The following is a 24,661-nucleotide window of genomic DNA, read 5'->3' as shown; positions in this document are numbered from 1 at the left end:
CTCCAACCGTCCTGTATCCGGGCCGACAGCCCAACAATCCAACAGCCCACCGGCCCAACTGGCCTGATCTGCGGGGACGGTACCAGTACGGAAGGTTCCCGTCCCCGCCGAAGGATCAGGCAGGCAGCACCTCGCCCAGCACCCGCGCCGCCCGCTCCACGTCCGCGAACCCCACGTACAGCGGGGTGAACCCGAACCGCAGCACGTCCGGCCGCCGCAGATCCCCGACGACGCCCTGTGCGATGAGCGCGCTCATCACCGGCTCCGCGTCCTCGCACCGCAGCGCGACCTGGCTGCCGCGCTCCGCGTGCGCGGTCGGGGTGAGGGAGGTGACCCGGCCCTCGGGCACGTAGGCGGCGACGCACTCCAGGAAGAAGTCCGTCAGCGCCAGGGACTTGGCCCGTACCGCGTCGACCGACACCCCGTTCCACACGTCCAGCGACGCTTCGAGTGCCAGCATGGACAGGATGTCGGGGGTGCCGACCCGGCCCCGCACGGCGCCGTCCGCCGGGGCGTACCCGGGTGTCATGCCGAACGGGTCGGCGTGCGACGTCCACCCCGGCAGGGGTGAGTCGAAGGCCGCCTGGTGGCGCTCGGCGACGTACAGGTAGGCGGGCGAGCCGGGGCCGCCGTTCAGGTACTTGTACGTGCAGCCGATCGCGAGGTCCACGCCGTGCGCGTCGAGGCCGACGGGCAGGGCGCCCGCGCTGTGGCACAGGTCCCAGACGGCGAGGGCACCCGCCGCGTGCACGGCGGCGGTGAGTCCGGGCAGGTCGTGGAGCCTGCCGGTGCGGTAGTCGACATGGTTGAGCAGGACGGCGGCGGTACGCGGACCGAGGGCGTCCGGTACGTCCGCGGGGGCGACCGGGACGAGCCGGTGGCCGGTCATCCGGGCCGCGGATGCGGCGATGTATCCGTCCGTGGGAAATGTCGTCGCGTCCACGAGGATCTCGTCCCGGGCATCCGTCGCCAGCCGGCTCGCGGCGACGACGGCCTTGAAGACGTTCACGCTCGTGGAGTCGCCGACGACGATCTGCCCGGCGGCGGCGCCGACGAGCGGGGCGATCCGGTCGCCGATCCGCTCGGGCGCGGTCCACCAGCCGCTCTCGTCCCAGGACCGGATGCGCAGCTCGCCCCACTCCCGGGTGAGGACCTCCTGCACCCGGGCGGGTACGTGGGCGGGCAGTGCGCCCAGCGAGTTGCCGTCGAGGTAGACGGTGTCGTCGAGGGTGAACAGCTTGCGCAGATCGGCGAGCCGGTCGGCGGCGTCGAGTGCCGCGGCCCGCGCGGCGAAGGTCTCAGACATGGCTGCGCGCCGTCCACAGCTCGGGGAAGACGTTCTTCGCAGCCCGTTTCTCCAGCCACGCGACCCCGGCGGAACCGCCGGTACCGGTCTTCGAACCCATCGCGCGACGGGTGGCGACGAGATGGTCGTTGCGCCAGCGCCACACAAGTTCACCGACGTCGGTGAGCGCCTCGCCGAGCCTGACCAGTTCGTCGTGCTGGTCGGGGTTGGCGTAGATCGCCGCCCAGACCGCCTCGACCTCGGGGGACGGTTTGTACTTCTGCGTGAGGTCCCGGCCGAGCACGGCCTGCGGTACGGGGTGGCCGCGCCGGGCGAGCAGGGCGAGCGCCTCGTCGTACAGGCTCGGCTCGGCCAGTGCCTTCTCCAGCTCGGCGTGGACGCGGGGCGCGCCCCGATGCGGCACGAGCATGGACGCGGACTTGTCGCCGAGCAGGAACTCCATCCGCCGGTACATCGCCGACTGGAAGCCGGAGCCCTCGCCGAGGGCGGCGCGGTAGGAGTTGAACTGGGCGGGGGTGAGCTGGGCGAGCGGCGTCCAGGAGGCGTTGAGCGCCTCCAGTTCCCGCACCGACCGCTTGAGCGCGTCGCGTGCGACGGTCAGCCGGTCCTCGCGCAGGGCGTGCGCTGCGGTCTCCCACTCGTGGACGATGACGGTGAACCACAGCTCCATGACCTGGGTGGTGACCAGGAAGACCATTTCGCCCGGGTCGTCGGAGCGAGGGTGCTGGAGATGGGTCAGGACATCCGCCTGGACGTAGTCCTCGTACGGAGTCGTTCCCGCGAAGTCGAGGTGCGGGGTCTGCGCACCGGTGGCTTCGGGGTCGGGGTGGATCGTCGACATTGCTGTCTCCTCGACACGAGCTTCCGGGTAGCGGTCCGCCCCTTCCGTGAGGTGGTGGAGCTCCGGTCCCCTGTCGGCATCCTAGACGGGGCCCGCGGGAGTGCGCAGACCCCGCAGACGTGGGGCTCTGTCTGCGGGGTCCGGTATGTGTGCGACCGGCCGGATACGACCGGCTGTGAACGTCCAGCGGTGAACGTCCGAACCGTGAACGTTCACGGTTCGGACGTCTAGCCGAGGGTCTCCGCGGCGGTCGGCGAGGAGTCGCGGAGGAAAGTCGAGCAGCGCTCGTACTCCTCCTGCTCACCGATCGCCTGGGCGGCCCGCGCCAGGGCGTGCAGGGCGCGCAGGAAGCCGCGGTTCGGCTCGTGCTCGAACGGTACGGGGCCGTGGCCCTTCCAGCCGGCCCTGCGCAGCGCGTCGAGGCCGCGGTGGTAGCCGGTACGGGCGTAGGCGTACGACTCGATGACGCGGCCGCCCTCGAACGCCTCGTCGGCGAGCTGTGCCCAGGCCAGGGAGGAGGTCGGGTACTTCGCGGCGACATCGGCGGGGGCCGTGCCGCTCGCGAGCAGCTCGCGCGGCTCCGGGTCGTCGGGCAGGTGGGTCGGGGGAGGTCCCCCGAGCAGGTTCTCGTGGATCGACATGGGTTCAAGTGTGCCTGTCACCTGCGCGCCGGGGTAGCCGGGCGCCGTACGGAGGGCTGGTTCGCGCCGGAAGGTGCCCGGGTGCGCCGGGGTACGCAGGTGTATCGCGCTGAGGTCCGGTCCGCGCCGGGGACGATGGCGCCCCGTCGAGAGTCAGTTCACGCCCTGGTCCCCCTTCTCCTCCTGCACGGGCTTCTCCTCCTGCACGGGCTCCAGGGGCGGGGCGCCGACGCCGCAATGCACCGTGCACTCCGGCCGCGGCTTCTCCTCCTCCCCCGCCGCTGCGGCAGGCTTCCGTACGGTCGCCCAGGCGATCAGCGAGCCCAGTACCAGCAGCCCGGCGCACATCGGCATGGCCCGCCGGAACGTCGCGGCGAACTCGTCGGCGTTCCGGTAGGCCTCCGGGCCCATCCCGGCGAGCAGCGGCAGCGCGGCCACCGCGATCAGCCCGGCGGCGCGGGCGGCCGCGTTGTTGATCCCGCTGGCGAGGCCGGCGCGTGCGGTGTCCACGGAGGCCAGAACGGTCGCGGTGAGCGGAGCCACCACGGTGACGAGTCCGATGCCGAGCACCCCGACCGCGGGGAGCACATCCGTGAAGTAGCCGGAGACGGAGTTCGATCCCGGCCCGACCCGCAGCATCAGCAGCACTCCGGCAGCGGCGACCAGGGGGCCGACGGTGAGCGGGATGCGGGGCCCGATGCGCTGCCCCAGCTCGCCCGAGGAGGCCGAGAACAGCAGCATCAGCACGGTCATGGGAAGCAGGGCCGTGCCCGCGCCGAGGGCCGAGTACCCGGCCACGACCTGGAGCTGGATCGCCGAGAGGAAGAAGTAGCCACTGAGTGCCGCGTACACGCAGAGGGTGATGATGTTGACGACGGTGAACTGCCGGGACGCGAACACCGACGGCGGCAGCATCGGGTCCGGCCGCCGACGCTCCACCCGCACGAACGCCGCCCCGAGCACGATCCCGCCGACGGCCGCCCCGATCACCGCACCGGACGCCCCCTGTCCCGGCGCCTCGATCAGCGCGTACGTCACCAGGGCGAGGGCGAGCGCGCCGAGCACGGCGCCCAGCACGTCGAAGCGCCCGCGCGCATGCGGGTCACGCGATTCCGGAACGTGGCGCAGCGCCACCGGCAGGCAGACCACGGCGAGCGGCACGTTGAGCAGGAACACCCACCGCCAGCCGGGCCCGTCGACGAGCCACCCGCCGACGAACGGCCCGACGGCCGCGCCGACCCCGCCGAGCCCCGACCACAGCCCGACGGCGCGGGCCCGGTCGTCCGGATGGAAGCTCGCCTGGATCAGCGCCAGCGAACCGGGGGTGAGGAGTGCCCCGCCGATGCCCTGGAGGGCGCGGGCGGCGATCAGGACGGCGGCGTTCGGCGCGATGCCGCACAGCACGGACGCGGTGGCGAACCAGACGACTCCGACGACGAAGACCCGCCGCCGCCCGTACCGGTCGCCGAGGGCGCCTCCGAGGAGGATCAGCCCGGCGAGCGTCAGCAGGTAGGCGTTGACGGTCCACTGGAGGGCGGCCAGGTCGGTGCCGAGGTCCTTGCCGATGCGGGGCAGGGCGACGTTGATGACGGTGGAGTCGAGCATGGCCATGCTGGAGCCGAGGACGGTGGTGAGGATGACCCAGCGTCCGAGCCCGGATGCGACACGAATCTCACCGGCGGGTGTCTCGCCCATGTGAGCAGCATCCCCGCTCCCTGTCCGCGCGGCCAGTCCGGATCCGCGGGGGGGGGACAGCCTCCTCGGCCCGTCGGCCCAGGTCCAGAACGTGTCCGGCCCGATGACCGAGGATCAGAGCGCTACCGCCCGTACGCCCCGGATCAGCGCCTCCACGCCCGCCTCGGCCTTGGACCGGGGACACCCGACGTTCAGCCGTACGAAGCCCTCGGCCCCGTACACCGTCCCCGGCATCACCGCGACCTTCTCGCGCTCGATCAGCACCCGCTGCAACGCCTCGTCGTCGCCGACGCCCGCCGGGCGCAGATCGATCCAGGCCAGATAGCCGGCCTGCGGCGGCTCCCAGCCCAGTCCCGGGAACGCCTCGTTCAGCCGTTGCGCGACCAGCGCCAGGTTCCCGGCGACATAGGCGCGGACCTCGTCCAGCCACGCCCCGGCCTCCCGGTACGCGGCGACGTGCGCGGTGAGCGACAGCACCGCCGGGGAGGCGAGCCCCTCCGCCGTCTCCATGCGGCGCAGGAACTCCGTCCGGTCGGCCGGGTCACCGATCAGACCGTACGAGCCGGTCAGCGCCGGGAAATTGAACGCCTTCGACGCGGAGGAGATCAGCGCCCAGCGCCCCTCACCGCCGACCCGCGTCCACGGCACGTGCGCGCGCCCCGCGTGCACGAAGTCCGCGTGGATCTCGTCGCTGATCACCGCGACCCCGTGCCGAGCGGCGAGCGCGGCCATGCGGCTCAGTTCGTCCTCCGTCCACACCCGGCCCGTCGGATTGTGCGGCGAACAGACGAGCAGGACCTTGCTGTCGGAGCGGGCGAGCTCGCGTTCCAGCGCGGCCGTGTCCCCCACCGGCACGCCGCGCAGCTCGCGCCCGAGCCCGGTGATCGCCTTGCGGAAACCGTCGTACGTCGGGGCGTGGACGACGACGCCCTCGCCGTCGGCCGTCCACATCTGCAGCAGCTGCGAGAGCTGGCTGAGCACGGACGGCCCGTACACCAGCTGCCCGGTGTCTATCCGGGTCCCGTACCGGGTCGCGTACCAGTGGGCTATCGCCGAGCGGAAGTCGTCCTGCTGCCACATCGTGTAGCCGAACACCCCGTGATCGAGCCGGGCCCGCAGCGCGCTCAGTACCTCCGGCGCGGTCTCGAAGTCCATGTCGGAGATGGTGAACGGCAGCAACCCGTCCGCCCCGAACCGGTCCGCGACCCCGTCCCACTGGACGCACCAGGTGCCCCGGCGGTCGACGACGGTGTCGAAGTCATAGCGCGCACTGGAACTCACGGCGATACCCCATACCTTTCTCGGACATGGCATGGGCCCGGCACCCCCAGGGGTACCGGGCCCACGGCGATACTTCGTACCGGCCGCTACTTCAGCTTGGTGCCGGTGGAACGCAGGTTGGCGCAGGCCTCCGTGACGCGCTTGGCCATGCCCGCCTCGGCGGACTTGCCCCAGCTGCGCGGGTCGTAGACCTTCTTGCTGCCGACCTCGCCGTCGACCTTCAGCACACCGTCGTAGTTGCGGAACACGTGGTCCACGATCGGGCGGGTGAAGGCGTACTGGGTGTCGGTGTCGAGGTTCATCTTCACGACGCCGTTCTCCAGCGCGGTGGCGATCTCCTGCTCGGTGGAGCCGGAGCCGCCGTGGAAGACGAAGTCGAAGGGCGACGACTTGCCGTACTTGGCGGCGACGCCCTCCTGGAGGTCCTTGAGCAGCTCGGGACGGAGCACGACGTTGCCCGGCTTGTAGACGCCGTGGACGTTGCCGAAGGAGGCGGCCAGCAGGTAGCGGCCCTTCTCGCCCAGGCCGAGCGCCTCGGCGGTGCGCAGCGCGTCGTCGACGGTCGTGTACAGCTCGTCGTTGATCTCGTGCGTGACGCCGTCCTCCTCGCCACCGGTCGGGGTGATCTCGACCTCAAGGATGATCTTGGCGGCGGCGGCCTTGGCGAGCAGTTCCTGGCCGATGGCCAGGTTGTCGGCGAGGGTCTCGGCCGAACCGTCCCACATGTGGGACTGGAACAGCGGGTTCTGGCCCTGGGCGACGCGCTCGGCGGAGATGTCGAGCAGCGGACGTACGTAACCGTCCAGCTTGTCCTTGGGGCAGTGGTCGGTGTGCAGCGCGACCGTGACGTCGTACTTGGCGGCGACGATGTGCGCGAACTCGGCGAGGGCGACGGCGCCCGTGACCATGTCCTTGTTGTACTGGCCGCCCAGGAACTCCGCCCCACCGGTGGAGATCTGGACGATGCCGTCGCTCTCCGCCTCCGCGAAGCCGCGCAGTGCAGCGTGCAGGGTCTGGGTCGACGTCACATTGATGGCCGGGTAGGCGAACCTGCCTGCCTTCGCCCGGTCGAGCATCTCGGCGTAGACCTCGGGGGTTGCGATGGGCATCTGTCCGCTCCTTGGGATGTGCGGGTGTGCGTTGCTGGTTCCCTGACCTGGGGGCGACGTCATCGTCGCCCCCATCTTCCCAGACTCTCGCTCCGGCTCCACCCGGCCTGCTGCCCCCATGCCCGGGCGGACGATTCACGGGTATGCGCCAAGGGTGGGCTGTTTCACGTGAAACAGCCCACCCTGGAAAAAAACCGCAGGTCAGCCCGTGCGTCAGGCGAGATCGAGGTCCGCCACCGTGTAGGCGTGGACATATGGGAGACCGGCCTCGGCAATGGCCGGAGCCGCACCCCGCTCCACGATCGTGGCGACGGCGACAACCTCGCCACCGGCCTCGCGGACCGCCTCGACGGCCGTCAGCGGCGAACCGCCGGTCGTCGAGGTGTCCTCGACCACCAGACAGCGGCGGCCCTTCACGTCCGTGCCCTCGATGCGGCGCTGCATCCCGTGCGCCTTCTGTGCCTTGCGGACGACGAACGCGTCCAGCTCCTGCCCGCGCGCGGCGGAGGCGTGCAGCATCGAGGTGGCGACCGGGTCGGCGCCCAGCGTCAGCCCGCCCACGCAGTCGTAGTCCAGCTCGGCGGTGGCGTCGAGCATGACCTGACCGACCATCGGAGCGGCCTTGCCGTCCAGCGTGATGCGGCGCAGGTCGATGTACCAGTCGGCCTCAAGACCCGAGGAGAGGGTCACCTTGCCGTGTACCACGGCCTTGTCCTTGATCTGCTGGAGCAGCTCAGCACGTACGTCAGTCATGGCTACGAGCTTAAGGCGCCCGCTTCACGGCCCGCGCCGACCGGTCTCACGGCTCCCGCCGGAACACCCGGCTCGCGCCCACACGCGGATCAGAGCCTGCGCCAGCTCCAGGTTGTCGCGATCTCCAGCGGTTCGATCGGGGTGACGTACTGGGGGGCGGTGTTCAGGCCGTTCGGCGGACCGGACTGCGGCTCCACGCAGACCGCCTCGGCCTGCTCGTCGTAGATCACGACCCACTCGGCCCGGCACTTCACGGTCAGCTCCAGCTGCTCCGGCCAGGTGAGCGTCACATCGACGCCGTCCGGCATCCCGAAGCAGTCGTCCCACGGGCCGGGCAGGGGCGGGATGCGGCGGCCGGTCGGCAGATGGTTCTCGCCCCGCTCCTCCTGCCAGGCCGCATCGAAGGCCAGCTGTACGTCCTTGCCACCGCCGCCGAGGTCGCGCAGGAACCAGGGGTGCCAGCCGGCCTGCGCCGGGAACGAATCCCCGTACGTCTCGATGCCGAAGGCGAGCGTGAGCGAGTCCTCGGCCAGCTCCACCGTCTGCGTCACCCGGCCCTGATACGGCCAGGGGTCGGCGAGGTCGTAATAGAACGCGGCCTCCCGCTCGCCCACCCGGGCGGTGTGCCAGGCCGTGTCCCTGCCGGTGCCGTGGATGGCATGCGGCGGGGAGTTCAGCGGCAACCGGTGCGCGACGCCGCCGTTGTGGAAGAGCCCGTTCTCGGTGCGCCCGCACCACGGCACCATCGGGAAGCAGCCGTACCGCTCCCCCTGCCGCAGCAACTCGGTGCCACCGATCCGCAGGCTGCTGATGCGACAGCCGTTCTCGGGGCTCACGGTCAACTCTGCGTCGCCGACGGACAGCCGGACGTCCTTCTCGCTGCTACTCACCCGACCGACATTACTGGCGCGGCTACCTTCGCCGCCTCAGCGCCCGGCTCACCACGACCGCCGATGCGAGCGCGAGCGCCGCGGCTGGGGCGACCCAGCGGAGTGTGGCGCCCGCAGTGGTCGAATCGGGTGACGGTACGGGCGCGTACCGGCCGCGCGGCGGCGCGTGGTCGACCTCCTCGGCGCTGCGGCCGATCATCGTCCGCCTGGCGTGCGCGGCCTCGGCCGGGGGGCCGTCGGGGACGGTGAACTCCACCTCCGCCTCGGGGTCGAGCGACGGCGGCGGAACAGGAGCGTCGAAGACGGATCCCGTGCCCGGGGGCTTCTCGCCGGCGGGCGCCTCGTCCGCGGCGGCGTCATCCGCGCCGGTGACATCGGCATCCTCATCGGCGCCGGCGGCAGCGGCGTCGGCGCTGTCCGCGCCGGAGTCGTCGGCGGCATCCGGAGCGGCGCCGCGGGCGTTGGCCGCGCCGGTCGTGTCGGCCTCCTCGGCCGCCTCCTCGATGGCCTGTTCCACCGCTTCCCCGACGGACCGCTCTGCCTCGTCGAGAACCTCGCCCACCGCCTCGCCGACCGCCTCACCACCCGCGGAGCCGTCCGCACCGCGCTCCGCCAGCGTCTCCGTCACCAGCTGCTGCGCAAATCGGTCCAGCAGGCGGCAGGCCGCCGCGAGCGCCGCCGCCGGGTCCAGGTCCAGGATGCGGCCGTCGCCGCTCGCCGTACCCGCGAACCCGATCGCCGTACCGCCGTCCTTCCGCGTCAGGCCGATCGTCAGGGCCAGCTTCGCCGAGCCGGTCCCCCGGGCCTCGACGCCCTCGCCCGTCACCAGGATCCCGGCCTCGTCCGGACCGTTCTGCGGGGCGGCGGTGAACCTCAGCGCACCGCGGTACGTGATCGTGTGGCCGTCGACCCGGATCCTGAGCCGGCCGGACAGCGGGCCCGCGGACGCGTCGGCGTCCTGCTGGAGCCCCGGTACGCAGCGCGCGACGCGGGCGGGATCGCCCAGCGTCCGCCGAAGGGACGAGACCGGAACCGGAACGAACACCTCATGCTCCATGGAAACCGAGCCTACTCAGCCCCGGCCCTCCCGTCAGCGATTCCGCATCGCAGAGCCGTCGGGCTCGGAGGAGCTCACAGAATGGGCGCCCGGGTCACCGCTCCTCCCAGTACCGCGGATGCACCAGCGTCGACGGCGGCAGCCCGCGCGGCCGGGCGCTCTCCGCGTCCCGCCCCGCGCGCACCAGCGAGGGCTGTGTCAGCGACCTCAGCTTCGGCACCCCCGGGCCGAGGCGGAGCGCGGGCGCCCCGCCCCGGCCGGCGAGGACGAAGCCCCAGCCGTCCTCGGCCTGCGCCCGGTGCGTGGCCCGGTCGCGGCCGGCCGCGAAATCGGAGAGCCGGCCGCTGATCCGGTACGGGCGGGTGCGCAGGCCCGCCGCCCTCATCGACGCCTCCACCGTCCAGTACGTGCGCGGCCGGGTGACCGGCGGGCCCCCGTGCACCACCAGCCGGCCGCCCGGGGCGAGGGCCTCGGCGATCAGGCCGTAGAACTCCGTCGAGTACAGCTTCGTGCCGGCGGAGATCCCGGGGTCGGGCAGATCGGAGATCACCACGTCGTAGCTGCCGTGCGCCCCCCGCAGCCAGTTGAAGGCGTCCGCGTCGACGGCCGTCAGCCGCGGATCACGGAACGCGTGGGCGTTCAGCGCCGAGAGCGCGCGGTCGGTACGGGCCAACCGGGTGAGACCGGAGTCGAGCTCGACGAGGGTGACGCCGCGTACGTCCGGGTAGCGCAGCACCTCCCTGGCGGCGAGGCCGTCGCCGCCGCCCAGGATGAGTACGCGGGCGCGCGGCCCGTTCATCGCCGGGTGCACCAGCGCCTCGTGGTAGCGGTACTCGTCGCGCGCGCTGACCCGCAGCCGCCCGTCCAGATACAGGTCGAGGGAGCTGCGGCCCGCCCCCGTCAGCACGACCTCCTGAACCCCGGTCTGCACCGCGACCCGCACCCCGTCCCCGTACACGGCGCGCCGCGCCGCCCGCTCGAAGTCGTCGACCAGCGCGGTCGCGGTGGCGAGCACGGCGATCACGGCGACGTTGACCAGGATGAGCAGCCACCGGGAGCGCGGAGTGAGGTCCCGCCGGAACACCCACAGCACCAGCACCCCGCCCGCGGCCGCGTTGACCGCGCCGGTGAACAGCGCCCCGGTGAGCTGGCCGAGCACCGGCAGCAGCAGAAAGGGGAACGCCAGCCCACCGACCAGCGCGCCCACGTAGTCGGCGGCGAACAGATCCGCGACGGTCCCGCCCGCGTCCTGCCGGTCGACCCGCTGGATCAGCGTCATCAGCAACGGGATCTCCGCACCGATCAGGACGCCGATCGTGAGCGAGAACCCGACCAGGGCGAACCGCGACTCCCCGATCCAGGCGAACGACGCGTACAGCACGACCGCCGAGGAACCACCGACGAGTGCGAGCGCCGCCTCGATCAGCCCGAATCCGACTGCGGCACGGCCGCGTAAACGTTTCGCGAGGAGCGAGCCGACGCCCATCGCGAACACCATCACGGAGAGCACGACGGATGCCTGGGTGACCGAATCACCGATCAAGTAGGACGCGAGCGCCACCAGTTCGAGCTCGTACACCAGACCGCAGGCGGCACAGATGAAGACAGCGGCCAGCACGAGACACCGACCGGTCCTCGGCCGTACGGGAAGACGCCCCGCGCCCCCTCGCAGTAACACCTGCTGGTCGATCATGATGCGAACGCTACGTCACGAGAAGGTGGCAGCCTGTCACCCACAAGGATGTAAGTTGCGTGCTCACAACGGAGTTGGGTCCGTGTCAGAGTGCTGCCGCCGGAATCCGCGCCCCCACTCGGGTGCGCGTCACCACCAACTGCCCGTCCTGCGGGTACGCATGCCAGGTGCGCCACCACACGTGGCCCTCGGTCCGCTGGGCGAGCATGGCGGTGAAGGCGTGCGGGCTGCCGGGGAACGTCCCGGCGAGACCGTGGGGATGGTCGGTCACGAGCGCGAGGAGCTCCTGCGCGCGCCCGGCGAACGAGCCCGCCGAGAGCGTCTCGACGCGCGCCGCGAACTCGTACTCCCATTCGCCGAGCCGTTCGGCGACCCCGAGCGGCAGCGGTGTGCTGCCGCCCGGGATGCACGCGACGGTTTCGGAACAGGTGCCCCGGTCCTTCTCCAGGAGCACCTGGTGGGAGGCGCCGAGCAGGCGCAACTGGAGCCGGGCACCCGCGAGATCGAGGTCGAGTGCAGCCAGGGCGGGGAGCGGTTCGCGCCCCAGCGCCCAGGCCAGGTCAGCAGCACGGGTGTCGGAATAGGCCGTCTGGAGGGTCGTGAGCATGGGTCGGCTCCGCAAACAAGCGTGGACACATGGACAGGGGACGCCTCCGACGTGATGCACGTGGGAGGTGGGAAGCGCCCGATCAGGTCCAACTGGGGTCCGAGGGCTGGATGTTCTCTCCAACGAGGGAATCACGAATAAGCCTCATCCACAGCGTTTTTACCCAACTTGCCGCAGTTTCCATCCCCTCGGGGGCCTCTCGGATCATCTGTTCACCGGCCTCTCGCCGAATGCCCAACAAAAAGGTGCCCGGCGGGAGTTCGCCCGCCGGGCACCTGTCGGGCACCGGACCGCGCGGGGCCGGCACCGGGCAAAGGACCCCGCCCGGTCACGGATCAGCTGCCCCGTGTCAGCTGCCTCCGCCGCATCCGCCCCCGCCGCCGCCGCACGAGGAACCGCCACCGCACGAGGAGTGGCCGCCGCCGCACGAATGCCCCCCGGAGTGACCGCCCGAGTGACCGCCCGAGTCACCGCTGCTGCTTCCGCAGGACGAGCCGCCGCCACCGTCACCGCCTCCGGCCCACCAACTGCCGCCCGCGGCGCTGCCACCGCTCGTACCCCGGCGCACGCTCCGTCCGCGCGACTTCTTCCTGCTCCCGGCCCTCTTCACGAGCGAGACGATCAGTCCGATCACCGCCGCCGCGATCACCAGTCCGACAAAAGTCCGCACCGGCCTCACGTCCTTCCGTTCCCCCGAAGCGAGGTCCCCCGCTTCCGTCCGCTCCGTCCGCTTCTTGCGTGAGTGGGGGATGCCCCTGTCCCCGTACGGCCAAAGCAGACTTGAGCAACTCCAGAGCTTCCGCGCAGGATGGCGGCCATGACACAGGGACGACCGCTGCTCAACCGCCGCCTCGCCGAGTTCGGCACGACCATCTTCGCGGAGATGTCGGCGCTGGCCGTACGGACCGGCTCCATCAACCTCGGCCAGGGCTTCCCCGACACCGACGGCCCCGAAGAGATCCGCGAGGCCGCGATCCGTGCCCTGCGCGCCGGGCACGGCAACCAGTACCCGCCGGGCCCCGGCGTTCCCGAACTGCGCACCGCGATCGCCGACCACCAGCAACGGCGCTACGGGCTCGCCCACGACCCCGACACCGAGGTCCTGGTCACCGCGGGCGCCACCGAGGCCATCGCCGCGGCTCTGCTGGCCCTGCTGGAACCCGGCGACGAGGTCATCGCCCTGGAGCCGTACTACGACTCGTACGCCGCCTGCATCGCCATGGCGGGCGGCAGTCGCGTCCCCGTCACGCTCCACCCCGACGCGACCACCGGCACCTACCGTCTGGACCTCGACGAACTGCGCGCCGCCGTCACCCCCCGCACCCGGCTGATCCTGCTCAACACCCCGCACAACCCCACCGGCACCGTCCTCACCCGTGAGGAACTCGGCGCGATCGCCGCACTGGCCTGCGAGCGCGACCTCCTGGTCATCACCGATGAGGTCTACGAGCACCTGGTCTTCGAGGGCGAACACCTCCCGCTCGCCGGCTTCCCCGGAATGCGCGAACGCACCGTCACCATCGGCTCGGCCGGCAAGACGTACTCCTTCACCGGCTGGAAGGTCGGCTGGGTCACCGCTAGCCCCGAGCTGGTGACCGCCGTCCGCTCGGCGAAGCAGTTCCTGACGTACGTGTCCGCGGGCCCGTTCCAGTACGCGGTCGCCGAGGCGCTGCGCCTGCCCGACAGCTACTTCGACGGGCTGCGCGCCAAGCTGCGGGCGAAGCGGGATCTGCTGAGCGACGGGCTCACCGAGGCCGGTTTCGAGGTCTACCGCCCGGCCGGCACCTACTTCGTCACCACCGACATCCGCCCCCTCGGCGAGAGCGACGGCTTCGCGTTCTGCCGGTCCCTGCCCGAGCGGTGCGGGGTCGTCGCCATCCCGAACGCGGTCTTCTACGACCACCGGGAGCAGGGTGCGCCGTTCGTACGGTTCGCCTTCTGCAAGCGTGACGACGTGCTGGCCGAGGCGGCGTCCCGGCTGAAGCGGCTGTAGCGGAACGCGGTCCGGCCCGGGGCGACGGTCTTGAGGACCGCCGCCCCGGGCCGGGCTGTCACTGCCGTGCGGGGCTCAGGCGCCCGGAGAGGTCGGGTCCCCGCCGTCCGTCTTCTCCTCGGCCGGCGTCAGGCCCAGACGCTCCTGCAGCCACTTGTCGAACTCGATCGAGGCGCGCACCCAGCTGACCGTCGACGAGACGAAGTGCTCCAGGCTGACACCCGTACCGATGAGCATCTGCGCCTCACCGATCAGACGGACCGAGACCTCGGTGTCCTCGGAGCCCTCCTCGGGCTCGTGGGTGTGCGTGTAGACCTTGGGCCACAGGGTGCGGCGGTTCCAGTCGTCGATCGCGTCGAGAAGGACCGGACGCTGGTCCGCGGCGTGCGGTCGGTCGTAGAACGTACGGACCGAGAAGACCTGCTGCTCGTCCTCGCCGCGGAACATGAAGTAGGTGCGGAAGTCCTCCCACGGCGCCGCGAGGTCGCCCTCGTCGTCGACGACGTACTTCAGCTCCATCTGTTCGAGGAGCTGCTTGACGAGGTCCTGGTCAGGGACAACGGGGCCCTCGGGTCCTGCCGCCTGCGGTTCGGGCTGGCCCCCGAAATTAGGAATCGAGGAAGGATCGATAGACATCGCTGGGTACTCCTGTGGATCGCACGTGGTTTCCTTCCGTCGACCCTAGCCGCGTTTGACGGCCAGTAGGTCTACGCCCTCCGGGGAATCGTCCCCGCATCGGCTTCCCGGGCCCGCGACCAGGCAACGGCGACAGGGATCGCACACAGCACTCCGAGGAGTCCGGACGCCCCGATGGTGTCCGACGACGACCCGGACAGCTCCGCTGCCAGGCCACCCGTGGCGACACCGATCCCCTGTATGGCGATCAGACCCGACCTGGCGAGCCCCAGCGCCTGGCCGCGCCGGCCGGCCGGAGTCAGGAGCACGAAGGTGGCTCCGGCGGTGATCTGATAGGCGGAGCACACCCCCGACGCCATCAACACGAGCACCGCCACACCCACGCCGGGACCGAGCCAGTAGATGAGCAGCGGCAGATTCGCGCCGATCGCCAATGGCCCGAGCAGGCGGCGCCGCCGCTCGTCCCCGACCCGAGCCCGCCCCAGAAGAGCTGCGCCCAGCACCATTCCCGCCGGATGCGCGGCGAGCAGGAGTCCCACCGAGGCGGCGCCCCCGCCGACCTCGTCCGCGAAGGGGGCGGCCAGCCCCTCCGGCAGGACGACGAACCCCGCGAGCCACCCCAGCGCGACCAGCGACCGCAGCCTGCGATCCGACCAGATCAGTGCGGCCGCCCTCCCGACCTGAGCGCCGAGCCGCGCCTTCCGCTCGTCGGCACCCGCCGCGGGACGGGCCTTGACGCCGAACCTGACCAGAGTCGCCGAGAGAAGGAAAGTCACCGCGTTCACACCCAGGGAGAGGTGACTGCCCAGCCATACGACCAGCACACCCCCACCGGCAAAACCGACCAGCTGTCCGGCCTGGTGAGTGATCAGCATGACGCGCTGACCCCGCTCGTATCTCTGCTCACCGAGCACGGTCGGCAGCAGTGCGCCCTGCGCAGCGCCGAAGGGTGCCTCGGCCAGCTGGGCCAGCACCAGCAGCCCTGCCAGCAGCGGCAACGGCGTCCCGGGCAAGGCCATCAGCGCAACCAGCACCGCCCGCACCAGGTCGCATCCGATCATGACCGTGCGCCGGGGAAAACGGTCCGCCAGGCCGGACAGGAGCACTCCGGACAGCAGAGCGGGCAAGGTGGTCAGCGCATACGTCGCCGCGGTCCATCCGGCCGAGTCGGTGCGTTCGAACACCAGCAGCGACAGGGCCACGCGTGCCAACTGGTCACCCAGGATCGACTGGGCATAAGCGGCCCAGAGAGTACGAAATTCGCCGAGGTGAATGAGATTGTCACGTCTGGGCTTTTTGGGACCCGGACTTATCTCATCGCTTATCCGTTCGACCATGCGCGTACCCTACCGGCTGCCGAATTCGGTATCTGTTCCTCCTTGGAGCAGGTCACGGAAGGTGGCTCGCGGTGTCCTGATTATTCGCGTGGACCCCGGCGGGCGTTGCGGGCATCCGGGCATCTGCCCCCTTGCAGGGGCAGGTTGGTGCGACCTGGGGCAGAGGAAGGTGACGTGAATCCGCACCTCGACGCGGAGTGGGGCGTTCGGCTCAATATCGACGTTGAACAACGGATCAACGATGACGGCGATCGATTTCCCGTTCTCCGGAAATCACCGCAATTCTTCTTCTATTGCACTGCGGCGCAGACGACGAGTCCCCAGCCGGAACGCGTGGTCTTCCGACTGGGGACAGGACGTCGAACAGGTCGTACGCCGTCTACCGGCCCTACAAGGTCTTCCCCGAGGTCGCGGGGCCGATGAGCAGGCCGTCCCCGACCCGGTCCACCCGGACGGTGTCCCCGTCCTTGACCTCGCCCGCGAGGATCTCCTTCGCGAGCCGGTCGCCGATCGCCGTCTGGATGAGGCGGCGCAGCGGCCGTGCCCCGTAGGCCGGGTCGTTGCCCTCCTCGGCCAGCCAGTCCAGGGCCTCCGGCGTGACGTCCAGGGTGAGCCTGCGCTCGGCCAGACGCCCCGCGAGCCGGTCGATCTGGAGCTTCGCGATGTGCGAGAGCTCGTCGCCGGACAGGGCGGAGAAGACCACCAGGTCGTCGAGCCGGTTGAGGAACTCCGGCTTGAACGAGGCCCGTACGACCTCCAGGACCTGTTCCTTCTTCACCTCGGGCTCCGTCAGCGGGTCCATCAGGAACTGACTGCCGAGGTTGGAGGTCAGGATCAGGATGGTGTTGCGGAAGTCCACCGTCCGGCCCTGTCCGTCGGTGAGCCGGCCGTCGTCGAGGACCTGGAGCAGGATGTCGAAGACCTCGGGGTGGGCCTTCTCGACCTCGTCCAGCAGGACGACGCTGTACGGACGGCGGCGGACCGCCTCCGTGAGCTGGCCGCCCTCCTCGTAGCCGACGTAGCCGGGCGGGGCGCCGACGAGACGCGCCACGCTGTGCTTCTCGCTGTACTCGCTCATGTCGATGCGGACCATGGCCCGCTCGTCGTCGAACAGGAAGTCGGCGAGCGCCTTCGCGAGCTCCGTCTTGCCGACACCGGTCGGGCCGAGGAAGAGGAACGAGCCGGTGGGCCGGTCGGGGTCGGCGATTCCGGCGCGGGTACGGCGTACTGCGTCCGACACCGCCCGTACGGCCTCGGTCTGCCCGATGAGGCGCTTGCCGAGCTCGTCCTCCATGCGGAGCAGCTTCTGGGTCTCGCCCTCCAGCAGGCGGCCGGCCGGGATGCCGGTCCAGGAGCCGACGACGTCGGCGATGTCGTCCGGGCCGACCTCCTCCTTCACCATCGTGTCCTTGGCGGCCTCCTGCTCGGCCTCGGTCGCCTCCGCCAGCTCCCGCTCCAGGCCGGGGATCTCCCCGTACAGCAGCTTGGAAGCGGTGTCGAAGTCGCCGTCGCGCTGGGCGCGTTCGGCCTGGCCGTGCAATTCGTCGAGGCGTTCCTTCAGCTCACCGACGCGGTTGAGGCCCTGCTTCTCCTTCTCCCAGCGGGCGGTGAGGCCGCGCAGCTCCTCCTCCTTGTCGGCGAGGTCGCGGCGGAGCTTCTCCAGGCGCTGCCTGGAGCCGGGGTCGGTCTCGTTCTTGAGGGCCAGTTCCTCCATGTGGAGGCGGTCGACGGCGCGCTGGAGTTCGTCGATCTCGACAGGCGAGGAGTCGATCTCCATGCGCAGCCGGGACGCCGACTCGTCGACCAGGTCGATGGCCTTGTCGGGGAGGAAGCGGGAGGTGATGTAGCGGTCGGACAGGGTCGCGGCGGCCACCAGCGCGGAGTCCGCGATGGAGACCTTGTGGTGCGCCTCGTAACGACCCTTGAGGCCGCGCAGGATCGCGATGGTGTCCTCGACGCTCGGCTCCGCCACCAGCACCTGCTGGAAGCGGCGTTCCAGGGCGGGGTCCTTCTCGATCCGCTCGCGGTACTCGTCGAGCGTCGTCGCGCCGACCATGCGGAGCTCGCCGCGGGCCAGCATCGGCTTGAGCATGTTGCCCGCGTCCATGGCGGAGTCGCCGCCGGCGCCCGCGCCGACGACGGTGTGCAGCTCGTCGATGAAGGTGATGATCTGCCCGTCGCTCTCCTTGATCTCGGAGAGGACGGTCTTCAGCCGTTCCTCGAACTCGCCGCGGTACTTGGCACCCGCGACCATCGCGCCGAGGTCGAGCGAGACGAGCCGCTTGTTCCGCAGGGACTCGGGGACGTCACCCTTGACGATGCGCTGGGCGAGCCCCTCGACGACGGCGGTCTTGCCGACGCCGGGCTCGCCGATGAGTACGGGATTGTTCTTCGTGCGCCTCGACAGGACCTGGACGACACGCCGGATCTCCTGGTCACGTCCGATGACCGGGTCGAGCTTGCCTTCCCTGGCGGCGGCCGTGAAGTCCGTACCGAACTTCTCCAGGGCCTTGTACTGACCCTCCGGGTCGGGGGTGGTCACCCGGCGCCCTCCCCTGCTCTTCTCGAACGCGTCCAGCAGCCTCTTCGCACTGGCCCCCTGAGCGCTCAGGATCTCACCCGCGCGACCGCCCTCGGCGGCGATCCCGATCAGCAGGTGCTCGGTGGAGATGTAGTCGTCGCCGAGCTCCTTCGCGCGCTGCGCGGCGTCCGCGATGACGGCGAGCAGCTCGCGGTTGGGCTGCGGCGGGGCGACGGTCGACCCGGTGACACTGGGCTCCGCGCCCAGGAGTCGCTCCGTCTCGGTGCGTACGGCGATCTGGTCGGCCTCGACGGCGGCGAGCAGGTCGATGATGTTCTCGTTGTCCTCGCCCGCGAGCAGCGCGAGCAGCAGATGCCCGGGGGTCAGATCGGGGTGTCCGTCCTTCACGGCCCTACTGGTGGCCGCGTTGATGGCGTCCCGGCTCTTGTTGGTCAGCTCGGCGTCCACGTGCGCTCTCTCCTCCTTGCGGTGACGGGTCTCTCCACAACACTGACTGAGTCAACGTGCACAAAGTTGAGTCTATTCCACTCAATCCGAGACACACGCCTCTTCCGGGTCCGATTCCGAGTCAACCGGCCGGAGAGAGCCGCCGCCACCGCAGGGGCGGGCCGCGGATCCGCACTCCCTACCCTGTTCCCCATGGCAGTCGACGTGACGAATCCGAGCCCCGAGTACCTCGCGTTCTGGCGTGAGTACCACCTGTGCACCCTGACCACCCCCCGCTCCGACGGCACGCCGCACGTGGTGCCGGTGGGCGTGACGTACGACCCCGAGGCCGGGGTCGCCCGCGTCATCACCAACAAGGGCAGCCAGAAGGTCGCCAACATCCTGGCCGCGGGTCCGGCCGGCGCCCGGGTCGCGGCCTGCCAGGTCGACCGCGGCCGCTGGGCGACCCTGGAGGGCCGCGCGACGGTACGCACGGAACCGGACGTGATCGCCGACGCGGTACGCCGCTACGCGGAACGCTACGAACGCACGCCGGCACCCAACCCGGACCGCGTCGTCATCGAGATCGCCCTGGACCGGGCGCTCGGCAGGGCGTGAGCAGGACTGCGGGCTCCCCGGGGCTCCCCGGGGCAGCACAACGGCGCCATCGTGTTCAGGTCACGATGGCGCCGTTGTGTGGGGGAGTGCCGAGCGACATGTAACGACGGGGGATCGCTCAGGCACTGCGGGGGGTGGCGGAAATAGTCTCTGGCTCGAACAGCTGGTGGTCCCGCCGGTCGAGGTTGACGAAAATCATGTCGTACCGAATCGCGCAGCGAACGGGCTGCGGGGCTCCACGCGGCTTGCGGAGGCACCGGTAGGCACGCACTTCGTCGTCTTCTTCGCGTGCGACAACGATGGGGTCGCCGAACAGAGTGACCATCAGCGAGTCGCCACAGCGGGGGATGGCAGTGACGAGATCGATGAAATGCCAGCCTGATCGGTAGGCCGTGGCCATTTCCCGCCGGAAGGTCCGGTCGTCCGGCGGGATGGTCATGCGCCCTGATGGGTCGGTTCGGACCAGGCGATGTCACCGGGCTCGACTGCCGCGTCGACGCTCCAGGCGATGTCGCCCGGCGCAGACGCCTGAGTGGACCACGCGATGTCACCCGGCGCAGACGCCTGAGTGGACCACGCGATGTCACCCGGCGCAGACGCCTGAGTGGACCAGGCAATGTCACCCGGCGAGGATGCTGCCTCGGTGCTCCAGGCAATGTCACCCGGCGAGGATGCTGCCTCGCTGCTCCAGGCAATGTCGCTGCCGCTCAGCACCCCGAGTCCCAGGGCCGCGACGAACGAGGCGGCAAGCACCGAGCGAAGCATTCGCTTATACATAGTCGGCTTCGTCCTCACTTGTGGATTCTTCTCCCCCGCACCAAAGACGATGTCTCACCTCGGCACACGAACACCACTGAGTCGATGCATCATGTTCCTGCATGTTCAGGAACATGGGGGGTGGAGAATATGGTCACAAGCGATACAAAGCCGACACATCCTCACGGGATCACTGAACTATGCGAAGCCGGGGGCCGTCTCTACGCCAGTGCTTTGCGCTCGGGACGCATTGCCCGCAACGAGGTGGAACCGGCGCCCTGCCTCATGGACTTCGCCCTGCTCCACCCCGACCCCGACGATGCCGACTGGCTGCGGCCCGTCCCGCCGTCCGCCGCTCTGGCCAAGCACCTGCACCCCATAGAACGCGAGATCCAGGAGCGCCGGCGACATTCGGTCCTGCTGGCCGAGTCCTTCGAGCCGTTCATGGACATCAGCGCCCAGGACCCGCCGACCACGCACGCGATCACCGTGCTGGAGGGCGTCAACCGGATCAACGCGGCACTCGATCTTGCCACGGCGGAGTGCCGCTCCGAAGTCCTCACCGTCCAGCCCGGCGGCGGCCGTAGCGAAGACCGCCTCAGCGAAGCCCTGGAAAGGGGCCTCTCCGTGGTGGACCGCGGTGTCAGCATTCGCACTCTCTATCAGCACACGGTACGTCACAGCCCCGGCACCCTGGCCTACGCCGAGCGGATGGCCGACGACAACGTGGAGATCCGGACGCTCGAGGAACTCATAGAGCGACTCATCGTCTTCGACCGCACGGTCGCGTTCATACCAGCTCAGGACGACCGTCAAGTCGCCCTGGAACTGCGCCACCCCGGGCTGGTCGAGTACCTCGTCAAGGTTTTCGAGCAGCTCTGGACCCGCGCGGCTCCCCTCCTGGAAGAGGTCAAATACGACCCGACTCCCAAGGGCATCAGTGGTGTTCAGCGCTCCATCGCCCAACTCCTCGTAGAGGGGCATGTCGACGACTCGATCGCCCGCCGCCTCGGCATGAACGTCCGCACCTGCCGCGCGCACGTCGCCAAGCTGAACGCCGCCCTCGGCAGCAGCAGCCGGGCCCAACTCGGCTACCTGATAGCCAGGTCGGGGATCCTGGAACAGGATCCTGACTGAAGGGGCCACCACCACAATACGGGCACGGATCAGTGGCCGCCCGGCGAACTCCAGAAGCGCACCATCGAGCAATCCATCGAACGCCTCCTCGCCTTCGACCGTGCCGTGGCCTTCAGACCCGCCACCCCCGAGCGCGACGTGGCCCTGAAAATCCCCCCGCACTGATCCGCTACTTCGTCCGGGTCTACGAAGTCCTGTGGGCGCAGGCCACCGCCGGCGCTCGCCGCTCGGCGATCAGCACGCCGGAGCCTCCCACAACTCCGCGGCCGCGCACAGGGATTGGCAGCGGTCGCAGGGGCCACGAGAGAGACCATCGGCAATGACCGTTCATCGCTGGCTCTCAAGCTCTGGCAGGCCCCGGGCAAGTAACCACTCCGCACGGCAGAGAGGCAGCCTCCCGCGCATACGGGCGAGGCCCGCCACCCGTGAAGCACACGGGTGACGGGCCTCGCCCGTCGTGCGGGTACGCCGGACCCGCTCAGTCCTTCGGCCGCTTCGGCCGCCAGACCACCAACGCGCTGGTCTGCTGCACATCCTCGTACGGCACCAGATCGCGCCGGTACGAGGCATGCACCTGGGCCTCGCGCTGCTGCATCGCCGCCGCCGCGCCGTCCACGGCCGCCGAGAGTTCGGCGACGCGCTGCTGGAGGGCCGCGACCTGATTCTCCAGCTCGATGATGCGCTTGATGCCGGCGAGGTTGATGCCCTCGTCCTGCGACAGCTGCTGCACGGTGCGCAGCAGCTCGATGTCGCGGGCGGAGTAGCGCCTGCCGCGCCCGGCCGTGCGGTCGGGCGAGACCAGGCCGAGGCGGTCGTACTGGCGCAGCGTCTGCGGATGGAGGCCCGAGAGCTGGGCCGCGATCGAGATCACGTACACCGGCGATTCATCGGTCAGTTCGTACGGATTGCGTCGTCGGCCGTCCACCTCAAGCTCCCTTCGCTGCCTGGAAGAGTTCTGCCCGCGGGTCACGGCCCGCAGTCGCCTTCCGGTAGGCCTCCAGTGCCTCCCTGGCCTCGGCGCTCAGCTCCCTGGGCACCGTCACCTCGACGGTGACCAGCAGGTCGCCCCGGGTGCCGTCCTTGCGTACCGCACCCTTGCCCCGGGCGCGCATCGTACGCCCGTTGGGGGTGCCGGCCGGCAGTTTCAGGGTGACCGGCGGGCCGCCGAGCGTGGGCACCTTCACCTCGCCGCCGAGCGCCGCCTCCGTGAAGTCGACGGGCACGGTGACCGTGAGGTTGTCGCCCTTGCGGCCGAAGACCGGGTGGGCGTCGGCATGGACCACGACGTACAGATCGCCGGCCGGTCCACCGCGCTCGCCCGGACCGCCCTTGCCGCGCAGCCGGATCCGCTGACCGTCCGAGACGCCCGCCGGGATCCTGACCTGCATGGTCCGGGAGGACTTCGCCCGTCCACTGCCCTTGCAGACATCGCAGGGGTCCTGGGCGATGAGGCCCCGGCCCTTGCAGTCCACGCAGGGATCGGTGAGCGAGAAGCCGCCGCCGGTGCCGCGCGACACCTGGCCGGTGCCGAGACAGGTCGGGCAGACCCTGGGGGTGCCGTTCTTGTCACCGGTGCCGGAACACGCCTTGCAGGGCGCCTGGCTGGACATCCGCAGCGGGACCGTGGCCCCCTCGACCGCCTCGGTGAAGCTGAGCGTCACCTCGGACTCGATGTCCTGGCCGCGGCGCGGCTGCACCCGCGTCCCCGTACCGCCCCGGTTGAACAGGCCGCCGAAGACATCGCCCAGACCGCCGCCGCCGAAACCGCCGGCTCCGCCGCCCTGGCCTCCGCCCTGCGTGCCTCCGAAGAGGTCGCCCAGGTCGAAGTTGAAGTTGCCTCCTGCGCCCGGGGGGCCGGCCCGGAAGCCGCCGTTGCCGAAGAGGGCGCGCGCCTCGTCGTACTCCTTGCGCTTCTTGCTGTCGCCGAGGATGTCGTTCGCCTCGGAGATCTCCTTGAAGCGCTCCTCCGCCTTGTCGTCGCCCTTGTTGGCGTCCGGGTGGAACTCGCGGGCGAGCTTCCGGTACGCCTTCTTGATCTCGGCGTCGGTGGCGTCCTTGGGGACGCCGAGGACCTTGTAGTAGTCCTTCTCGACGAAGTCCTTCGTGCTCATCGACGTCCCTCCTTCCGGACGATCGGCCATGCGACCGGCCCGTTGGCCGGTCGCATGGCCGGGCGGTGCGCCGCGAGGTGGTCAGACGGGGTGTCAGACCTCCTCGGTGCCACCGCTCTCCTCGTCGGTTGCCTTCTCTTCCTTGGCCGCGGCCGGTGTCGCGCCCGGCTGGGGTTCGGCCACCGCCACCCGCGCGGGGCGGATGGTGCGCTCGCCGATCCGATACCCCGGCTGCAGGATCGCCACGCAGGTCGTCTCGGTGACATCCGGCGCGTACGAGTGCATCAGGGCTTCGTGGATCGTCGGGTCGAAGGGCTCGCCCTCCTTGCCGAACTGCTGCAGGCCCAGCTTGGCGACGACCGTCTCCAGTGATTCGGCCACCGACTTGAACCCGCCCACGAGCTCGTTGTGGTCCCGGGCCCGGCCGACGTCGTCGAGCACGGGCAGGAGCTCGGACAGGAGACCCGCTACGGCGATCTCCTTGACCGTGGCCCGGTCCCGCTCGACGCGACGGCGGTAGTTCTGGTACTCGGCCTGGAGCCGCTGGAGGTCGGCAGTGCGCTCGTTGAGCGCCATGCGGACCTGGTCCAGCTGGGCCGTCAGACCGACTGTCTGTACTCCGTCCCCGGCCTCCGGCGCCTCCTCCTCCGGAGAGGAGGAGGCTTCCTTCGGCTCAGCTCCGTCGGAGGGGACGTCGGGCTTCTCCTCGAAGCCCGGAGTCTCCTCGGTCACGCCGCACCGCCCTTCGCGTCCTTCTCGTCGTCCACGATCTCGGCGTCGACGACGTCGTCGTCCGCCTTGGCCTGCTGGGCGCCCGGCTGCGGGTCGCCCTGCGGGCCGCCGTCGGCCTGGGCGTTGGCGTACATCGCCTGGCCCAGCTTCTGGGAGACGGCCGCGACCTTCTCGGTGGCGGTACGGATCTCGGCGGTGTCCTCGCCCTTGAGCTTCTCCTTCAGCTCGGTGAGCGCGGTCTCCACCTCCGTCTTCACGTCACCGGGGACCTTGTCCTCGTTGTCCTTGAGGAACTTCTCCGTCTGGTAGACGAGCTGCTCGCCCTGGTTGCGGGACTCGGCGGCCTCGCGACGGCGGTGGTCCTCCTCCGCGTACTGTTCGGCCTCCTCACGCATCCGGTTGACCTCGTCCTTCGGCAGCGAGGAGCCGCCGGTGACGGTCATCTTCTGCTCCTTGCCGGTGCCGAGGTCCTTGGCGGCGACGTGCATGATGCCGTTCGC

23 protein-coding genes are annotated in these 24,661 nt (G+C 70.5%); 3 read left to right on the top strand and 20 right to left on the bottom strand.

All coding sequences use genetic code 11. The annotated features are described in order from the left end of the window. Positions 1 to 115: 115 nt before the first annotated feature. From kynU to ACZ7L9_RS29570, 11 genes are all read right to left on the bottom strand, one after another. A complete protein-coding gene (kynU, locus tag ACZ7L9_RS29620; protein ID WP_471419932.1) occupies positions 116 to 1,306 on the bottom strand; it encodes a kynureninase in 1,191 nt (396 codons plus the stop codon). Next, entirely contained in the window at positions 1,299 to 2,147 is an 849-nt protein-coding gene (locus ACZ7L9_RS29615) for a tryptophan 2,3-dioxygenase family protein (protein ID WP_471419931.1), read from the bottom strand. Before ACZ7L9_RS29615 ends, kynU begins: the two co-directional genes overlap by 8 nt. A gap of 227 nt (positions 2,148 to 2,374) precedes the next feature. Continuing rightward, positions 2,375 to 2,788, bottom strand: a complete 414-nt coding sequence (locus ACZ7L9_RS29610) for a DUF3151 domain-containing protein (protein WP_327274376.1) — start codon at positions 2,786 to 2,788, stop codon at positions 2,375 to 2,377. 153 nt (positions 2,789 to 2,941) lie between these two features. After that, on the bottom strand, positions 2,942 to 4,483 hold the full coding sequence (locus ACZ7L9_RS29605; protein WP_471419928.1) for an MFS transporter: 1,542 nt from the start codon (positions 4,481 to 4,483) through the stop codon (positions 2,942 to 2,944). 114 nt (positions 4,484 to 4,597) lie between these two features. Then, positions 4,598 to 5,797, bottom strand: coding sequence for a MalY/PatB family protein (locus ACZ7L9_RS29600; protein WP_471419926.1), 1,200 nt, complete (start codon positions 5,795 to 5,797; stop codon positions 4,598 to 4,600). Positions 5,798 to 5,850: 53 nt separating this feature from the next. Then, positions 5,851 to 6,873: a class II fructose-bisphosphate aldolase gene (fbaA, locus tag ACZ7L9_RS29595; protein ID WP_471419924.1), complete on the bottom strand. Its 1,023-nt coding sequence runs from the start codon at positions 6,871 to 6,873 to the stop codon at positions 5,851 to 5,853. Between the two features lie 213 nt (positions 6,874 to 7,086). Then, entirely contained in the window at positions 7,087 to 7,626 is a 540-nt protein-coding gene (gene pyrE, locus ACZ7L9_RS29590) for an orotate phosphoribosyltransferase (protein ID WP_266747121.1), read from the bottom strand. Between the two features lie 89 nt (positions 7,627 to 7,715). Then, positions 7,716 to 8,516 carry an aldose epimerase family protein gene (locus ACZ7L9_RS29585; RefSeq protein ID WP_471419922.1) on the bottom strand — a complete coding sequence of 267 codons (801 nt, stop codon included), beginning with the start codon at positions 8,514 to 8,516 and terminating at the stop codon, positions 7,716 to 7,718. A 22-nt stretch (positions 8,517 to 8,538) separates the two neighbouring features. Continuing rightward, the gene (locus ACZ7L9_RS29580; RefSeq protein WP_471419920.1) at positions 8,539 to 9,573 is read right to left on the bottom strand and encodes an SRPBCC family protein; all 1,035 of its coding nucleotides are present in this window, start codon (positions 9,571 to 9,573) and stop codon (positions 8,539 to 8,541) included. 94 nt (positions 9,574 to 9,667) lie between these two features. Next, complete coding sequence (locus ACZ7L9_RS29575; protein WP_471419918.1) at positions 9,668 to 11,266, bottom strand: polyamine aminopropyltransferase; 1,599 nt, start codon at positions 11,264 to 11,266, stop codon at positions 9,668 to 9,670. Between the two features lie 85 nt (positions 11,267 to 11,351). Continuing rightward, on the bottom strand, positions 11,352 to 11,873 hold the full coding sequence (locus tag ACZ7L9_RS29570) for a DUF2617 family protein (RefSeq protein WP_471419916.1): 522 nt from the start codon (positions 11,871 to 11,873) through the stop codon (positions 11,352 to 11,354). 817 nt (positions 11,874 to 12,690) lie between these two features. On the opposite strand from ACZ7L9_RS29570, the gene ACZ7L9_RS29565 reads away from it, so the two are divergent. Further along, positions 12,691 to 13,866 (top strand): pyridoxal phosphate-dependent aminotransferase, encoded by a 1,176-nt coding sequence (locus ACZ7L9_RS29565; protein WP_471419914.1) that lies wholly within the window; start codon positions 12,691 to 12,693, stop codon positions 13,864 to 13,866. A gap of 75 nt (positions 13,867 to 13,941) precedes the next feature. Here the strand turns inward: ACZ7L9_RS29565 and ACZ7L9_RS29560 are convergent, their stop codons facing one another. From ACZ7L9_RS29560 to clpB, 3 genes are all read right to left on the bottom strand, one after another. Continuing rightward, positions 13,942 to 14,502, bottom strand: coding sequence for a type III secretion system chaperone family protein (locus ACZ7L9_RS29560; RefSeq protein ID WP_471419912.1), 561 nt, complete (start codon positions 14,500 to 14,502; stop codon positions 13,942 to 13,944). 71 nt (positions 14,503 to 14,573) lie between these two features. After that, a complete protein-coding gene (locus tag ACZ7L9_RS29555; protein ID WP_471419910.1) occupies positions 14,574 to 15,839 on the bottom strand; it encodes an MFS transporter in 1,266 nt (421 codons plus the stop codon). Positions 15,840 to 16,227: 388 nt separating this feature from the next. After that, positions 16,228 to 18,828 carry an ATP-dependent chaperone ClpB gene (clpB, locus tag ACZ7L9_RS29550; RefSeq protein WP_471419908.1) on the bottom strand — a complete coding sequence of 867 codons (2,601 nt, stop codon included), beginning with the start codon at positions 18,826 to 18,828 and terminating at the stop codon, positions 16,228 to 16,230. A gap of 192 nt (positions 18,829 to 19,020) precedes the next feature. Here clpB and ACZ7L9_RS29545 point away from each other — a divergent pair, with 192 nt between their 5' ends. Further along, positions 19,021 to 19,425: a pyridoxamine 5'-phosphate oxidase family protein gene (locus tag ACZ7L9_RS29545; RefSeq protein WP_471419907.1), complete on the top strand. Its 405-nt coding sequence runs from the start codon at positions 19,021 to 19,023 to the stop codon at positions 19,423 to 19,425. A gap of 118 nt (positions 19,426 to 19,543) precedes the next feature. On the opposite strand, the gene ACZ7L9_RS29540 is transcribed toward ACZ7L9_RS29545, so the two are convergent. Both ACZ7L9_RS29540 and ACZ7L9_RS29535 read right to left on the bottom strand, forming a co-directional pair. Beyond that, complete coding sequence (locus tag ACZ7L9_RS29540; protein WP_093899390.1) at positions 19,544 to 19,864, bottom strand: Rieske (2Fe-2S) protein; 321 nt, start codon at positions 19,862 to 19,864, stop codon at positions 19,544 to 19,546. Then, entirely contained in the window at positions 19,861 to 20,178 is a 318-nt protein-coding gene (locus ACZ7L9_RS29535; RefSeq protein ID WP_471419904.1) for a hypothetical protein, read from the bottom strand. The genes ACZ7L9_RS29540 and ACZ7L9_RS29535 overlap by 4 nt, the downstream gene beginning before the upstream one ends. A gap of 153 nt (positions 20,179 to 20,331) precedes the next feature. Between ACZ7L9_RS29535 and ACZ7L9_RS29530 the strand changes: the two genes are divergently transcribed. After that, positions 20,332 to 21,318: a helix-turn-helix transcriptional regulator gene (locus tag ACZ7L9_RS29530; protein WP_471419902.1), complete on the top strand. Its 987-nt coding sequence runs from the start codon at positions 20,332 to 20,334 to the stop codon at positions 21,316 to 21,318. 478 nt (positions 21,319 to 21,796) lie between these two features. Here the strand turns inward: ACZ7L9_RS29530 and ACZ7L9_RS29525 are convergent, their stop codons facing one another. The 4 genes from ACZ7L9_RS29525 to ACZ7L9_RS29510 form a co-directional block, all read right to left on the bottom strand. Further along, the gene (locus ACZ7L9_RS29525; RefSeq protein ID WP_471419900.1) at positions 21,797 to 22,243 is read right to left on the bottom strand and encodes a heat shock protein transcriptional repressor HspR; all 447 of its coding nucleotides are present in this window, start codon (positions 22,241 to 22,243) and stop codon (positions 21,797 to 21,799) included. Between the two features lies 1 nt (position 22,244). Beyond that, positions 22,245 to 23,429 (bottom strand): molecular chaperone DnaJ, encoded by a 1,185-nt coding sequence (gene dnaJ / locus ACZ7L9_RS29520; RefSeq protein ID WP_471419899.1) that lies wholly within the window; start codon positions 23,427 to 23,429, stop codon positions 22,245 to 22,247. A 93-nt stretch (positions 23,430 to 23,522) separates the two neighbouring features. Beyond that, the gene (grpE, locus tag ACZ7L9_RS29515; protein WP_471419896.1) at positions 23,523 to 24,161 is read right to left on the bottom strand and encodes a nucleotide exchange factor GrpE; all 639 of its coding nucleotides are present in this window, start codon (positions 24,159 to 24,161) and stop codon (positions 23,523 to 23,525) included. Beyond that, positions 24,158 to 24,661: Hsp70 family protein (locus ACZ7L9_RS29510; RefSeq protein ID WP_471419894.1), on the bottom strand; the 504-nt coding region annotated here is incomplete at its 5' end. The genes grpE and ACZ7L9_RS29510, both read right to left, overlap by 4 nt.

It is taken from the genome of Streptomyces sp. NPDC111516 (assembly GCF_055635345.1).
Note: the sequence above shows the minus strand (reverse complement) of the source record. Positions and strands in the feature narration are given on the sequence as shown.